Source organism: Shewanella sp. SM32, from assembly GCF_025654235.1.
GTDB classification, from domain to species: Bacteria; Pseudomonadota; Gammaproteobacteria; order Enterobacterales; family Shewanellaceae; genus Shewanella; species Shewanella oncorhynchi.
On record NZ_JAKKRO010000043.1, the window covers coordinates 1 to 13,085 of the forward strand.

The window sequence follows — 13,085 nt, forward strand, 5'->3', positions numbered from 1 at the left end:
ATCGCCATAGCGGCATAAGGTTCGTGACACCGGCGCAGCGGCATCAGCAACAAGATGTCGCTCTGCTGGAGAAGCGTAAAGCGGTATATGAACAAGCTAAGTCAGACTACCCACAACGGTGGGCTGGCAGAGCAACCAGAAACTGGAGCCCTATAGGGCCAGTAAGTTTGAATCCGGAGCGGGAAATCGTGCAGGCTCAGGCAGCAGCATAAAACGGGAAAATCGGACAACTACCTTGAAAAACTCCGACTGTCACATGCCAAAAGTGACCAGTGCTGAAGGTAAGAAGTTTACCGATCATAAAGTGGGCAATCCATTCGACCGTTTTGAAGAAACCTGTGCAACTTGCCATAGCCAGACTAAAGAGTTTTTGGTTGGCGTGACTAATGAGCGTAAAGCCAAAGTCAAAGAAATGAAGTTGAAAGCGGAAGAGCAATTAGTCAAAGCACACTTTGAAGCAGAGGCTGCGTGGAAAGCTGGCGCAACTGAAGAAGAAATGAAACCCATACTGACAGATATTCGCCACTCACAATGGCGTTGGGATTTAGCGATTGCTTCCCATGGTGTTGCAGCTCACGCACCGGATGAAGCATTGCGTATTCTGGGAACTTCGGTAAGTAAAGCTGCTGATGCTCGTGTTAAGTTAGCGCAATTACTCGGTAAAAAAGGCATCACAGATCCTGTTGCGATTCCTGATATCTCTACTAAAGCTAAAGCACAAGCAGCCTTAGGTATGGACATGAAAAAGATGAATGCTGAGAAAGAAGCATTTAAGAAAGACATATTACCTAAGTGGGATGAAGAAGCGAAAAAACGCGAAGCCACTTATAAGTAGGTTTTAATCAATCGCGGTTGAGTTTTCGATATGAGCTAACCCCTCATGCAAACAAAAGCCCTCGCTGACTCAGTGGGGGCTTTTTTATGGAAAAAATATCGAGTAATGTCAGGCGTTGGTCATGCTGGCTGAAGAAATACCACGGGCTAAGTCGCTATTTGATCAGTTTTAATAATGCCCTAAAGCGCTCGCCTTGGGCTTGATGTTGTAATTCAAATAATAGCGATTCCACGTTAGTTAATAGGGCGCCTCTGGCCGTCATCATCTGAATACCCAGTTTTTTATTATCGGCACTGCGTGACGAGACGCCATCTGCGACGAGATGCACCGAATATTGCTGTTCGATAAGGTCACAACAGGTTTGGTAAACACACACATGGGTTTCAATACCCGCGAGTATGACGTGTTTGCGATTCGTCTTAGTTAATGCCTTTGCAAACGCGTCACAGTGCCAGCCGCTAAAATGCTGCTTGGCAATGGGTGAGCTGGTTTTCGCAAGTAAAGTTTGCAGCTCAGGGCTAGTTGCTCCGAGTTTATCGGGTAGCTGTTCTAACCACAGTATTGGAATTTCAAATAATTGTGCGCCTTGGATTAAGGTCTGTAGTTGTTGATGCAGCTTGTCACTGTTATCCATGATTTGTGCAAGTTTTCCTTGCACATCGACGATAACGAGAACACATTCTTCTGGTTTTAACATCGGGCCTTCCTTCTGCGCTTGATGATTGTCTTAGTGATGATCTTCGCTTTTGTTTAAGAGCTTGTGTTGTGATGCTCAGATTTCATCTCGATTTACGCTTCCCCCAGTAGACCCTAATTTAACCTTGTTACCAATAGGCCTAAGGTCGAATAGCTGTCGCACTTAAACTGCTCACTAAAAGAGTGCATCGCACCAGTTAGTGCTCGATTATGGTGCATTTTTAACCTTAAAAAATAGTGTTAAACAATTTAAATCAATAATAATCAATGGATTAAATTGTTGGCCTAATGATTGAATTACCTTTGATACAAGTTAATAACAATCGCGTTTTTTTGGAGGTCAGGATGAAACTAGTCAGCGCTATCATCAAGCCGTTTAAGTTGGATGATGTCCGTGAAGCTATCGCCGGAATTGGTATTGAGGGCATGACGGTGACCGAAGTGAAAGGTTTTGGCCGTCAGAAAGGGCATACAGAGTTGTATCGCGGCGCCGAGTATCAGGTGGATTTTTTGCCAAAAGTAAAACTAGAAATTGCCACTAAGGCTGAAAATCTCGACATGTTGATTGAGGCCATTACCACTGCGGCCCATACGGGGAAAATTGGTGACGGTAAGATCTTCGTCGTTGATTTAGAACATGCTATCCGTATCCGTACGGGTGAACTTGATACTGAAGCGCTATAAGGGGCTGACAATGGAAGAATTAACGAAATTAGGCGGTACAGTCACTGAACTACGCTTTGCACTCGATACCTTTTACTTTTTGATTTCTGGCGCTTTAGTCATGTGGATGGCGGCGGGATTCGCTATGTTAGAAGCGGGTTTAGTTCGCTCTAAAAATACCACTGAAATTTTAACTAAGAACGTTGTGCTGTACGCGATTGCCTGTGTGATGTATCTGTTGGTTGGCTATAACATCATGTATGTGGATAACACTGAAGGTGGCTGGTTACCGTCAATTGGCACCTTAATTGGTTCGCAATCAGCAGATGCGAGCCATGCATTAGAATCTGACTTCTTCTTCCAAGTTGTATTTGTGGCAACGGCGATGTCAATTGTCTCTGGTGCTGTGGCGGAACGGATGAAGTTGTGGGCTTTCTTGTTCTTCTCTGTGGTGATGACAGCGGTTATCTATCCAGTAGAAGGTTATTGGACTTGGGGCCAAGGTTTTATCGCTAAACTGGGCTTTGTAGACTTTGCTGGTAGCGGTATTGTGCATATGACGGGGGCGACCGCGGCGATTGCTGGCGTAATATTGCTCGGTGCGCGTAAGGGGAAATACGGGCCTAATGGTCAAGTGAATCCTATTCCAGGCTCTAACTTGCCAATGGCAACCTTAGGTATGTTTATTCTGTGGATGGGCTGGTTTGGCTTTAACGGCGGATCGCAATTAATGGTGTCGGATGCGGCGAATGCAAGCTCAGTGGCGAAAGTGTTTGTGAATACCAATACTGCAGCGGCTTTTGGTGCTATCTCTGCTCTTATCGTGTGTAAGATGATTTGGGGTAAAGCGGATTTGACCATGATCCTTAACGGTATTTTGGCTGGATTAGTGGCGATTACGGCAGATCCTCTCTCGCCTTCATTGTTAATGGCGGGTGTGATTGGTTTAGTGGCGGGCGGCGTGGTGGTGTTCTCGATTGTGGGCTTAGATCGCATTAAGATCGACGATCCCGTCGGTGCGATTTCAGTACACGGTGTGGCTGGTTTCCTTGGCTTAATGTGTGTGCCATTATCCAATGCCAATGCAAGTATTACCGGACAGTTGACGGGGGCAGCGATCATTTTCACTTGGGTATTCTGCTCATCATTTGCAGTCTGGTATGTGATTAAGATAACCATGGGGATCCGTGTTACTGAGGAAGAAGAATACAACGGTATGGATGCTTCTGACTGCGGTATTGATGCCTATCCTGAGTTTGTTACGGTCAAAAATGCGGGCTGATTAAACTTGCACATTAACGCGTGATTCACCTTGATGCTTAGCTTGGATCGAGGGATAGTGAAGCAGAGCTTAGGCTCTGCTTTTTTATGGGTAATCACTGTGATTGAAGTTTAAGTACAGGGTCATAAGCTTAATTACTGAGCAATTCTGTTTTCTTGCATAAATTAAGGAGTGTTCTATGAGCTTGAATATAAAAACAATAGGTCAATTTTTGCGACTAAGTCTTATCGTCATTTCTGGCTGGATATCGGTTTCTGCCTTTGCAGGAGAAGTGATCGTTAATCGCTCAAGTGAGCCTGTCGATGCCTTTGCCGTGCGTGATCAAGTGCTCAAGGATTTTGAATGGCAGGAGTCGCTTCGTCGCCAGCAGCAAATCCAAATTCTGCAGGCTTTACCCTCAGGTTGCGTTACGGTCATGAAACCCTATCGACATTTTACCTGTGGAGAGCATAACTATCGGCCGTATGATTATCAGCAGCGTGAGTTATACATAGAAGTTGACCGACCTTCACAATAGTTAATTCGTTAAATTATTTGCAATTATTTTCAATCGATCGCGATTATCATTTTTTGTAACCATTTTATGTCGTCTTTTTCACCATTTGTAATAAGCTCAAATAGGAGCTAATGGTGTGGGAGGGCGTATGTCGAAACTATTCCGAGCCGTATACTTGAGTACGATCTTGAGCGTTGTATTCAGTCAATTGTTTGCTTGTAGCTCGACGACCATTGAGCCTAATCCGTCGGATCTTGAGTCGTTACTTGCCGATTCACTGTTTACCCCTGTGGCCGATATACCTTCTGTTGCGGATATCTTTTATCTGCCACCCGAGGTTGTGACAGACGTAAAACGTCGCTATGGGATATACACTTTGTCACACAATAACAACATGTTAGCCAATGAATGGTTAGCTAGTTATATCAATGCGAGTCAAACCAATAGCGCTAACATTGATTTTCGATATCAAGATAATCTGACCCAAATTGCCCGTGAAACCTACGCCCAAAAGGCGGGTAATTGCATGTCTTTAGTGGTCATGACTTCTGCGTTAGCGGACATATTGAATGTGAGTGCTGAGTATCAAGATATTGCGATAGAACCCGTATGGGATAAGCAAGGTGATTTCTATTTAATCAATGGGCATGTGAATTTACGCTTACTTCCACCTGAAAACGCACATTCAGTTTATGTGTCATCTGCCGCAGTTTTAGTGGACTTTATGCCGGAGCGAGCTCTACGGGGATACGGTAAAACCCAAGTGGATCGGCAGACCTTAATCAGTATGTTTTACAACAACATGGCGGCAGAGTCTTTGGTGAACGGTGATTTAGACAGGGCCTATGCCTTGATCAAAGCGGGTTTAAAAGTCGGCCAGTTTGTTCCTTCACTCAACACGCTCGCCATTATTTACCGGCATAAAGGTGATGAAAAGCGGGCCGAACAGGTTTATCGCTATGCACTCAAGTTTGATGCGAAGAATCTGACAACGCTTTATAACTTAGCCTTGATTTTAGGGGAGCAGGGGCGGCTTGATGAATGGGCCGAAATTAATAAAGTGCTTGAATTAGCGCGAATACGTAATCCCTATTATTACTATGACATGGGGCAGCAAGCCTATGATGAGCATCAATACGACGAGGCCTTGGCTTGGTATCAAAGGGCGTTGGCAAAAGCGGATTATCGTCATGAGTTCTTCTTCGGTTTATCTAAAACCTACTGGGCGCTGGGGGACGAAAAGCGTGCCAAACTGAATATGGATAAAGCCTTGGCTTTGAGTCGAGATGAGTCAGAGCGTCAACGCTATCAGAGCAAGTTACAAGTCATGTTACAGCATTAGCATTTGCCCGCTCTTTTCTATAGAGAGCTGGCCATCAATTATGCTTATTACGGGTAAACATCTTTGCTTGCTAACATAGGGCACCTAAATACACTTGCAGCAAATATGTTTATTCCTTTTTATCCGCCATATTCGATTTTGTTCATCAAGGCTGTGAGTTAGCTGGCATATTTGAATTTTTATTTTTTTAAAATATATTAAAACAATAAGTTATATTTGATTTTTTGAAATGGAGACAACTTGGTTGCATTGGCGCTTGAGACTCGATAAATTGAACTCAGTATTGCAGTTGAGATCCCTTATCGCAGCGATAGAAATAGCCTAAAACACCAGCGTTGGAGCAGTAAAATTATGTATTACCAAAATGATGACGTTCGCATTAAAGAAGTAAAAGAGTTACTTCCACCTATCGCGATTCTTGAACGATTTCCTGCTTCCGAAAAAGCCTCTGCGACTGTGTTTAATGCGCGTAATAGTATCCATAATATTCTGGCTAAGTCTGATGATCGTCTATTAGTGGTGATTGGGCCTTGTTCTATCCACGATCCCAAAGCTGCGTTGGAATATGGACAGCGTTTGGTCTCACTGCGTGAACGTTATAAAGATCAACTCGAAATTGTGATGCGAGTGTATTTTGAAAAACCAAGAACCACAGTGGGTTGGAAGGGGCTGATTAATGATCCTTACATGGATAACAGCTTTAAACTCAATGATGGTTTACGCACCGCCCGTAAATTATTAGTGGATTTGAACGACAGCGGTATGCCAACCGCGGGTGAGTTTCTTGACATGATCACCCCACAATATATGGCTGATTTAATGTGCTGGGGAGCCATTGGCGCCCGTACGACAGAATCTCAAGTACACAGAGAGTTAGCCTCGGGTCTTTCTTGTCCGGTCGGCTTTAAAAATGGTACTGATGGCACGATCAAAGTTGCTATTGATGCGATAGGTGCTGCCAATGCACCACACCATTTTTTATCTGTGACTAAGTTGGGCCATTCGGCGATCGTTTCGACTAAGGGCAATCCTGATTGCCACATTATTTTACGGGGTGGCCGCGAGCCCAATTATAGCACGCCGCATGTCACTGAGATTAGCCAGCAATTGTTAAAAGCAAAGCTTGCCGACAACATCATGATCGACTTTAGCCATGCGAATAGTAGTAAAGAGTATCAACGTCAGTTAGTGGTTGCTGAAGATGTAGCTGGTCAAGTGGCGGCGGGAAATACTGCTATTTTTGGTGTTATGGTAGAAAGCCATTTAGTGGAAGGTCGTCAAGATCTTATTGAAGGTCAAGAGTTATGCTATGGGCAGAGTATTACCGATGCGTGTATTGGTTGGGATGATACCGAGCGTCTATTAGCCATTTTGAACCAAAGCATTATCGAACGCCGTCAGGTTTAATTGTCTGCTCGAGCGAACATAAACCGCAACTATACCTGAGTTAGCCGTTAACGATTGCGGGTTAAGTAAAAACAAAGGCGCTATCCTGGCGCCTTTGTTTTATCTATTTATTGCTTATTTCAACAATGTATTCATTTGCTTTGGCTAAGCTACCAAAGGCGGCAATAAGGTTGTTTCTACCTTTATCTTGTATCTCTGGATTGCCTGATTCGATCATCATCCACACCCAAGTTTGGATCAGTGGTAATGGCGGGTATTGAACTTTAGCGGAATCCAACATAAAGCTTCCTTTGATCTTAATTTAATTTGTTTATCTTAATATTCTCGCTAGAACTTGGGCGTATGAATCGCAAAATCTAGCGCGTAGAGGTTAACAAATTCTATTGATTTGTATAACCGCCTCCATGGCATTTTGGGCAAAACGGCAAAAATAATCAACAGCAGCAACTTTGTGCCAAGCCTTCTTCCATTGCACTCTTATCCTCTTACATACGGCTCTGAGGTTAAGTAAAACGGTACATGCCTGAACACAAATTAGTATAAATTCATTTATTGTGAATACGCCAGTGTAATGCGTAAGTATGATGTTTTGGCTTTAAATACAATCAAAATAGCAGATGAGTATGTCGTGAATAAGTCTATTTGTCTGTCAGGAAAATCTGATTGATTTTATTCAGACTTTGCTAGTTTCGCTTAGCTTATGTCCGGTGTGAACTGTTACAATTGGCATAACTCATTCAAGGTTATGTCCTATGCGCCCAACGTTATATTTTGAAGGTCCAGTCGATAAATTAAACTGGCACGTCATGAAACTGCTTTGGCCTTACTTATTGGAATACAAAGGCCGTATTGCGTTGGCGATGTCATGCCTCATCATCGCTAAGCTGACCAGCGTGGCTCTGCCTTTTATTCTGAAGCATTTGGTCGACACCTTAGATGCCGATAAAACTGCGCAAGCCCTCAGTGTGCCCGTAGGATTAGTGTTGGCCTATGGCGCGGTACGTTTACTAACGGCGATTACGGGGGAGATCCGCGATACCTTGTTTGGCCGCGTAACCGAGCGGGCGATCCGCCGTTTAGGCTTAGCAGTATTCGACCATTTACACCGACTGGACCTCGACTTTCATCTAGAGCGCAAAACCGGCGGCCTATCCCGCGATATTGAACGCGGCACCAGCGGCGTGAGTTTCCTCATGCGTTTTATGGTGTTCAACATAGTGCCAACCTTGCTCGAAATTGTCATGGTGATCGGCATTTTCTTTTATAACTACGGCATTGCGTTTGCGGCAATCACTTTTGTTGCTGTGCTGGCTTATATTATTTTTTCTGTGGTCGCGACCGAATGGCGTACTGAGTATGTACGTGATGCGGCCAAGGCTGACTCGTTATCGAATACCCGCGCCATCGACAGCTTGCTGAACTATGAAACGGTGAAGTATTTTAATAATGAAAAGTATGAGTCGCAGCGCTATGACCAAGCGCTTGAACAGTGGGAAGTCGCTAAGCGTAAGAATCGTTTATCTTTGTTTGCGCTCAATGGTGGACAAGCTGTGATTATCGCTTTGGCGATGACGGCTATGATGGCGCTGGCGGCATACAGAGTCACCTATGGCGATATGACCTTAGGTGATTTTGTGTTGATTAATGCGTTTATGATGCAGCTCTTTTTACCCCTTAACTTCTTAGGTTTTGTGTATCGCGAAATTCGCGGCGCGTTAGCCAATATTGAGCGCATGTTTAGCTTGCTCGATAAACATCCTATGATAGTCGACTTACCCCAAGCACTCGATTTTCAACCCACTAAGGGTGAGTTGATATTTGAAAATGTTAATTTTAGCTACGATGAGCGGCAAATTCTGCGGGACGTGAGCTTTAAGGTTGAAGCCGGTAAAAAGGTGGCTGTTGTAGGTGATAGTGGTGCAGGTAAATCGACCCTGATTAAACTGCTGTTTCGATTTTACGATGTGGACCAAGGTGCGATTAAAATCGATGGACAAGATATCCGCCATCTCACCCAAGATGCGCTGCGGCGTGCCATCGCCATAGTGCCGCAGGATACCGTGCTGTTTAACGATTCATTAGTCGAAAACATACGTTATGGTCGCCCAGACGCGACTGATGAAGAGGTGCGTAACGCGATTAAATTAGCGCACTTAGAGCAATTTATTGCATCACTTGCCCTTGGTTGGGACACAAAGGTGGGTGAGCGCGGCTTAAAACTCTCTGGCGGAGAAAAACAGCGTGTCGCGATAGCAAGGGCCATTTTGAAGGGCTCGCCAGTGCTGGTGTTTGATGAGGCGACATCTTCACTCGATAGTCGCTCCGAGCAAGCTATTTTGTCGGCACTGCGGGAAGTCGCTAAGGGGCACACTAGCCTAGTGGTGGCTCATAGGTTATCGACCATAGTCGATGCCGATCAAATAGTCGTATTAAGCCAAGGAGAAATAGTTGAGCAAGGTAATCATCAGACTTTGCTGTTGGCAAATGGTCTCTATGCCAAATTATGGCGGATACAAAATGAGCAACAACATACTCCTCTGAGCAGTTAATAGCGTAATACAGTTCAGTCTTTATTCAGCTTCGGCTCTCTATACTCAATGCCAACACATCAATCGGAAGAGATCTGGCATGGAAAATATTACACTGAGAGCTAATATTGAAGGCAAAGAAGAAAAAGTCGCCACTGATTGGTATGCCATCATGGCGACATTGAAAAAACGTGGTGTTGATTATGATTCATTGCAACGTATTCATGCTGAATTGAATGCGGGCCTGTTGGTTACAACTCGGCGACTTACCTTGGCTAAAGTCAATCCAGAAATGGTGCTGGCAGGTGTGATCCGCGATATGAACGCGCCGACAAGTGACTTTATGGGTATGCGTTAGGTGTGTTCGCTAGTGCTTTAGTACAGTTTAGGTGAGAACGTACGAGAATAGAGGTGAGCCTCTATTCTTGATGCTCTAGAGAGACTCCAGAGATAAAATATGACTGAATTAAGCTACGCCGTTCAGCTTCCCCGCTTTCCAACCTTCACATAAAAGATTCAATTTAGGTACTGACTCATCTATCAAAGTGAGTCGAATGATCTGCCCTTCGCGAAAACACACCAGTTCACCTTCGATCTCGGTCAGGCGATTACAGCTCTTACAGCTAGTGCTTACAGTTTTACTGGCGGGCAGTTGGCTTACGAAGCTAGATTTCAAAGTGTTTCCTTAAGTTCAATTGTGGGTAAGACATTTGAATAATGTCTCACGTCACGGATCTTACCTCTTTTGTGATACGCATTCAAATATACCTTATGTAAACCCTATATAAACGAAAGTTGTATTCGCCATTAACCGCGAGGGTTCGCGGCTACTTATCCATATGTGCATAGTATTTATCGAGTGAAATGGATAAACCGCTATCGAGTACAATTCGGACATGTGAGGGTTTGAGTTGTCTTGGTTCTGTCACTCCGCAAGAGTGCGCAATTAAGGCTAAGTCATGGTGTAAATTATGATTATAGTTAGCAACACGAGCCGATTTATCCCTAGGATCGAGTCCTTGTTGTAGCTTGGGATTGTGCGTTGTGATGCCCGTTGGGCAGGTATCTCTATTGCACTGTAAGGCTTGAATACAACCTAGGGCGAACATATTGCCGCGGGCCGATGCGATGAAGTCTGCACCTAATGCTAAAGCCCAAGCGACTCTTGATGGCACTATGAGTTTACCCGAAGCGATGACTTTGATGCGTTTACGCAAGCCTCGTTGGATCAAGACATTAACTAGGATTGGTAAGCTTTCCTTCAGTGGTAATCCGACATAATCCATTAAAGGTTGTGGTGCAGCGCCTGTGCCGCCATCGGCACTGTCTAAAGTAAAGAAGTCGGGGGCAGAGTCTTCGCCACGACGTTCGATTTCATCACATAAATCTTCGAGCCACTGTACGTCACCGAGTACGGCCTTAATGCCCGTTGGTTTACCGGTAACTTCACGTACTCGTTCAACCATATCCAAAATATCGTTCACGGATTTGAATTCAATATGACCATTAGGGCTAATAGAGTCATAACCCTGAGGAATACCGCGGATATGGGCAATTTCAGCTGTGACTTTGATCCCTGGTAAAATGCCACCTTTACCCGGTTTAGCCCCTTGACTCATTTTAATTTCAAACATTTTGACTTCGGGATGAATGGCTATCGACTTGAGCTTTTCATCGTCTAAATGTCCGTGCTCATTACGTACACCGTATTTGGCTGTTCCAATTTGAAAGACGATATCGCAGCCACCTTTTAGATGATAAGGGCTCAAGCCGCCTTCACCTGTGTTAAGCCAGCAACCCGCCTGCGCTGCACCGTGGGAAAGGGCGGTAATTGCTGGGCGCGATAGAGCCCCAAAGCTCATGGCTGAAATATGACAAATAGCTTGAGTCGTATAGGGTTGGCGGCAATTGGTGCCAATTGTCAGTGGATGAATGGGTGTGATCTCTTCATCTTGGGTTGGGAAGGCGGTATTCATAAACATAATGGTACCAGCATTATCTAAGGGGCGAGTTGAACCAAAGGCGATAGTTCTATCGACATTTTTAGCCGCGCGGTAAACCCAACTGCGTTCTGCACGGTTGAATGGCAGTTCTTCTCTGTCTTGGGCGAAAAAGTATTGTCTAAAGAACTCGCCTTGTTTCTCGAACAGATACCGAAAGCGACCAATTACTGGGTAGTTATGTCTTACCGCTTGTTTGGTCTGCATTTTATCTGCGATATACATGTAAATAACCGCGAGTACAGCGAGTCCTATTACAATCAAAAACAGCCCTGAAAATAGATCGAGTCCCCACATAAACCAATTGAGTTCACTCATGTTATTTATCCTTATTCTTGTCCGTAACGGGTGGCGATCAAGCTCGCAGGTTGGTCATCATTAAGAGAGAGTAAAAACAGCTGGCTATAGTCATCTTCGCTGATCGCTTGGATCTCTGGTCCGCCAAGGGCTTTAATGATCAGTGGGACAGTGTTTGAATGCCCAACGATGAGTGTATTGCCCTTTACAGCATGCACTTGTTCGACAATGTGTTGAATATGTCCTTCGATAGGTTTGGCTGCTTCTACTATCGTCACAGGTAAATGGCGAGCCTCGGCGATGGGCGCGAGTGTTTGTTGGGTTCTTAGGTATTGAGTCGCAATAAGTTGCGACAGCGGCGTGCGGCTCAAGGCAGTGATCAGTGATGCTGCGCGTATTTCTCCCTTGGGTGATAACTGCGGGTTATTGGCTGGCGTGTCGGCTTTTTCCGCATGTCTGACTAAAATAATTAGTCTGCTCTCCGCATGAGCTTGGCTAATGGGAGTAAAGCCGAGGCAAGTGAATATGACGAGGCTTGTTAGCAGGCTAAAGCGTTTTATATTGATACCCAGATTATGCTTAAAATAGTGCTTAAGGATTAGTGTAAACTCGTGAAAGCGGAAATGACTCAAACTGCGGCCTGCTGCCATGGTGTAACATCCTTTTCTATTGGCTTATGTCTAAGCTCAGCGATAGTAATGATCTGCATTGCGGTGGGTTGGCGCTTTATGCACCTTATTAAAGAATGAACCCACTTAATTTATGTGGGCCTTATCATGGCCTTGTGGTCAGATGGTACTTCAATTCTAAAAATTACTAAAGCTGGTTAAATTTTGGTCGATAATTAAGTCGACCCGAATTGAATGGATAGTCATCATGGAAATCAATAAACCCCCTCAAGTGCAAAGTACTCCTTTGCCACAGAAAAAATATGCTGAAAACACGGCGTCTAAGGGCACCGAAGTGAGTGATTCGAAGGACGCGAAAGCCACAGAAGTAACCTCGAAGCAAACTGCGCAGCAAACGAGCAAGCAGCTGATGAATCAAGCGATTTTATCGGCACAGCAAGATGTGAATATCAAGTCAGGCGATCAGTCTATGGCCTTGCTTTATCGCGCAGCGATAGAGTCGATTAATAAAGAATTAGCGCCCACTATGGGCGAGAACGCGATTCAGACGGCTTACGATAATGGCGTAGATACTTCTCCAGAAGCGACTGCAGATCGTATCGTGAGTTTTGCGACGCAGTTTTTTAGCATTCACCAACAACAAAATTCGGGTATGAGTCTAAGTGATCAACTCGATAGCTTTATGGGGATTATTGGCGGTGCCATCGACAATGGCTTTAAAGAGGCTAAAGATATTCTGTCCGGCCTTAAAGTATTGCAGGGTGATATTGCCGATGGTGTCGATAAAACCTACAGCTTAGTGCAAGAGGGGCTGCAAGCCTTTAGAGATAGCTTTAACAAGAAGACTGATGAGACAGCATAGAGTCCGAGTTAATACCTCAGTATTTTCAGTTCTATATTCAGCGTTATA

13 protein-coding genes and 2 pseudogenes are annotated in these 13,085 nt (G+C 44.6%); 10 read left to right on the forward strand and 5 right to left on the reverse strand.

The window, feature by feature from the left end; all coding sequences use genetic code 11:
- Together L5M10_RS16160 and L5M10_RS16165 are read left to right on the forward strand one after the other, a co-directional pair.
- Positions 1 to 212 (forward strand): annotated as a pseudogene (locus L5M10_RS16160) (IS3 family transposase); the annotation flags it as partial.
- A gap of 35 nt (positions 213 to 247) precedes the next feature.
- A pseudogene (locus L5M10_RS16165) lies at positions 248 to 835 on the forward strand (ammonia-forming cytochrome c nitrite reductase subunit c552); the annotation flags it as partial.
- 154 nt (positions 836 to 989) lie between these two features.
- Here the strand turns inward: L5M10_RS16165 and L5M10_RS16170 are convergent.
- Entirely contained in the window at positions 990 to 1,532 is a 543-nt protein-coding gene (locus tag L5M10_RS16170) for a hydrolase (protein WP_168824640.1), read from the reverse strand.
- Positions 1,533 to 1,876: 344 nt separating this feature from the next.
- Here L5M10_RS16170 and L5M10_RS16175 point away from each other — a divergent pair, with 344 nt between their 5' ends.
- From L5M10_RS16175 to aroG, 5 genes are all read left to right on the forward strand, one after another.
- A complete protein-coding gene (locus L5M10_RS16175) occupies positions 1,877 to 2,215 on the forward strand; it encodes a P-II family nitrogen regulator (RefSeq protein WP_028761800.1) in 339 nt (112 codons plus the stop codon).
- Positions 2,216 to 2,225: 10 nt separating this feature from the next.
- Positions 2,226 to 3,476 carry an ammonium transporter gene (locus tag L5M10_RS16180; RefSeq protein ID WP_263163584.1) on the forward strand — a complete coding sequence of 417 codons (1,251 nt, stop codon included), beginning with the start codon at positions 2,226 to 2,228 and terminating at the stop codon, positions 3,474 to 3,476.
- A 178-nt stretch (positions 3,477 to 3,654) separates the two neighbouring features.
- Positions 3,655 to 3,993 carry a hypothetical protein gene (locus L5M10_RS16185; protein WP_263163583.1) on the forward strand — a complete coding sequence of 113 codons (339 nt, stop codon included), beginning with the start codon at positions 3,655 to 3,657 and terminating at the stop codon, positions 3,991 to 3,993.
- A 127-nt stretch (positions 3,994 to 4,120) separates the two neighbouring features.
- A complete protein-coding gene (locus L5M10_RS16190; protein WP_263163581.1) occupies positions 4,121 to 5,314 on the forward strand; it encodes a tetratricopeptide repeat protein in 1,194 nt (397 codons plus the stop codon).
- Between the two features lie 351 nt (positions 5,315 to 5,665).
- Positions 5,666 to 6,721, forward strand: a complete 1,056-nt coding sequence (gene aroG, locus L5M10_RS16195; RefSeq protein WP_263163580.1) for a 3-deoxy-7-phosphoheptulonate synthase AroG — start codon at positions 5,666 to 5,668, stop codon at positions 6,719 to 6,721.
- Between the two features lie 103 nt (positions 6,722 to 6,824).
- Here the strand turns inward: aroG and L5M10_RS16200 are convergent, their stop codons facing one another.
- Complete coding sequence (locus L5M10_RS16200; protein WP_105250227.1) at positions 6,825 to 7,001, reverse strand: hypothetical protein; 177 nt, start codon at positions 6,999 to 7,001, stop codon at positions 6,825 to 6,827.
- Positions 7,002 to 7,473: 472 nt separating this feature from the next.
- Here L5M10_RS16200 and L5M10_RS16205 point away from each other — a divergent pair, with 472 nt between their 5' ends.
- Both L5M10_RS16205 and L5M10_RS16210 read left to right on the forward strand, forming a co-directional pair.
- A complete protein-coding gene (locus L5M10_RS16205) occupies positions 7,474 to 9,270 on the forward strand; it encodes an ABCB family ABC transporter ATP-binding protein/permease (RefSeq protein ID WP_263163578.1) in 1,797 nt (598 codons plus the stop codon).
- A 79-nt stretch (positions 9,271 to 9,349) separates the two neighbouring features.
- Positions 9,350 to 9,607: a hypothetical protein gene (locus tag L5M10_RS16210; RefSeq protein WP_105250225.1), complete on the forward strand. Its 258-nt coding sequence runs from the start codon at positions 9,350 to 9,352 to the stop codon at positions 9,605 to 9,607.
- Between the two features lie 108 nt (positions 9,608 to 9,715).
- On the opposite strand, the gene L5M10_RS16215 is transcribed toward L5M10_RS16210, so the two are convergent.
- From L5M10_RS16215 to L5M10_RS16225, 3 genes are all read right to left on the reverse strand, one after another.
- On the reverse strand, positions 9,716 to 9,925 hold the full coding sequence (locus L5M10_RS16215; protein ID WP_105250224.1) for a hypothetical protein: 210 nt from the start codon (positions 9,923 to 9,925) through the stop codon (positions 9,716 to 9,718).
- Between the two features lie 151 nt (positions 9,926 to 10,076).
- The gene (locus L5M10_RS16220; protein WP_105250223.1) at positions 10,077 to 11,567 is read right to left on the reverse strand and encodes an FMN-binding glutamate synthase family protein; all 1,491 of its coding nucleotides are present in this window, start codon (positions 11,565 to 11,567) and stop codon (positions 10,077 to 10,079) included.
- An 11-nt stretch (positions 11,568 to 11,578) separates the two neighbouring features.
- The gene (locus L5M10_RS16225) at positions 11,579 to 12,196 is read right to left on the reverse strand and encodes a SixA phosphatase family protein (RefSeq protein ID WP_263167803.1); all 618 of its coding nucleotides are present in this window, start codon (positions 12,194 to 12,196) and stop codon (positions 11,579 to 11,581) included.
- 226 nt (positions 12,197 to 12,422) lie between these two features.
- Between L5M10_RS16225 and L5M10_RS16230 the strand changes: the two genes are divergently transcribed.
- On the forward strand, positions 12,423 to 13,037 hold the full coding sequence (locus L5M10_RS16230) for a DUF5610 domain-containing protein (RefSeq protein WP_263163574.1): 615 nt from the start codon (positions 12,423 to 12,425) through the stop codon (positions 13,035 to 13,037).
- Positions 13,038 to 13,085: the final 48 nt, after the last annotated feature.

Coding starts and splice junctions, on each gene's coding strand:
- L5M10_RS16170 (WP_168824640.1), bottom strand. CDS start 1,532: ATGTTAAAACCAGAAGAATGTGTTCTCGTTATCGTCGATGTGCAAGGA.
- L5M10_RS16175 (WP_028761800.1), top strand. CDS start 1,877: ATGAAACTAGTCAGCGCTATCATCAAGCCGTTTAAGTTGGATGATGTC.
- L5M10_RS16180 (WP_263163584.1), top strand. CDS start 2,226: ATGGAAGAATTAACGAAATTAGGCGGTACAGTCACTGAACTACGCTTT.
- L5M10_RS16185 (WP_263163583.1), top strand. CDS start 3,655: ATGAGCTTGAATATAAAAACAATAGGTCAATTTTTGCGACTAAGTCTT.
- L5M10_RS16190 (WP_263163581.1), top strand. CDS start 4,121: ATGTCGAAACTATTCCGAGCCGTATACTTGAGTACGATCTTGAGCGTT.
- aroG (WP_263163580.1), top strand. CDS start 5,666: ATGTATTACCAAAATGATGACGTTCGCATTAAAGAAGTAAAAGAGTTA.
- L5M10_RS16200 (WP_105250227.1), bottom strand. CDS start 7,001: ATGTTGGATTCCGCTAAAGTTCAATACCCGCCATTACCACTGATCCAA.
- L5M10_RS16205 (WP_263163578.1), top strand. CDS start 7,474: ATGCGCCCAACGTTATATTTTGAAGGTCCAGTCGATAAATTAAACTGG.
- L5M10_RS16210 (WP_105250225.1), top strand. CDS start 9,350: ATGGAAAATATTACACTGAGAGCTAATATTGAAGGCAAAGAAGAAAAA.
- L5M10_RS16220 (WP_105250223.1), bottom strand. CDS start 11,567: ATGAGTGAACTCAATTGGTTTATGTGGGGACTCGATCTATTTTCAGGG.
- L5M10_RS16225 (WP_263167803.1), bottom strand. CDS start 12,196: ATGGCAGCAGGCCGCAGTTTGAGTCATTTCCGCTTTCACGAGTTTACA.
- L5M10_RS16230 (WP_263163574.1), top strand. CDS start 12,423: ATGGAAATCAATAAACCCCCTCAAGTGCAAAGTACTCCTTTGCCACAG.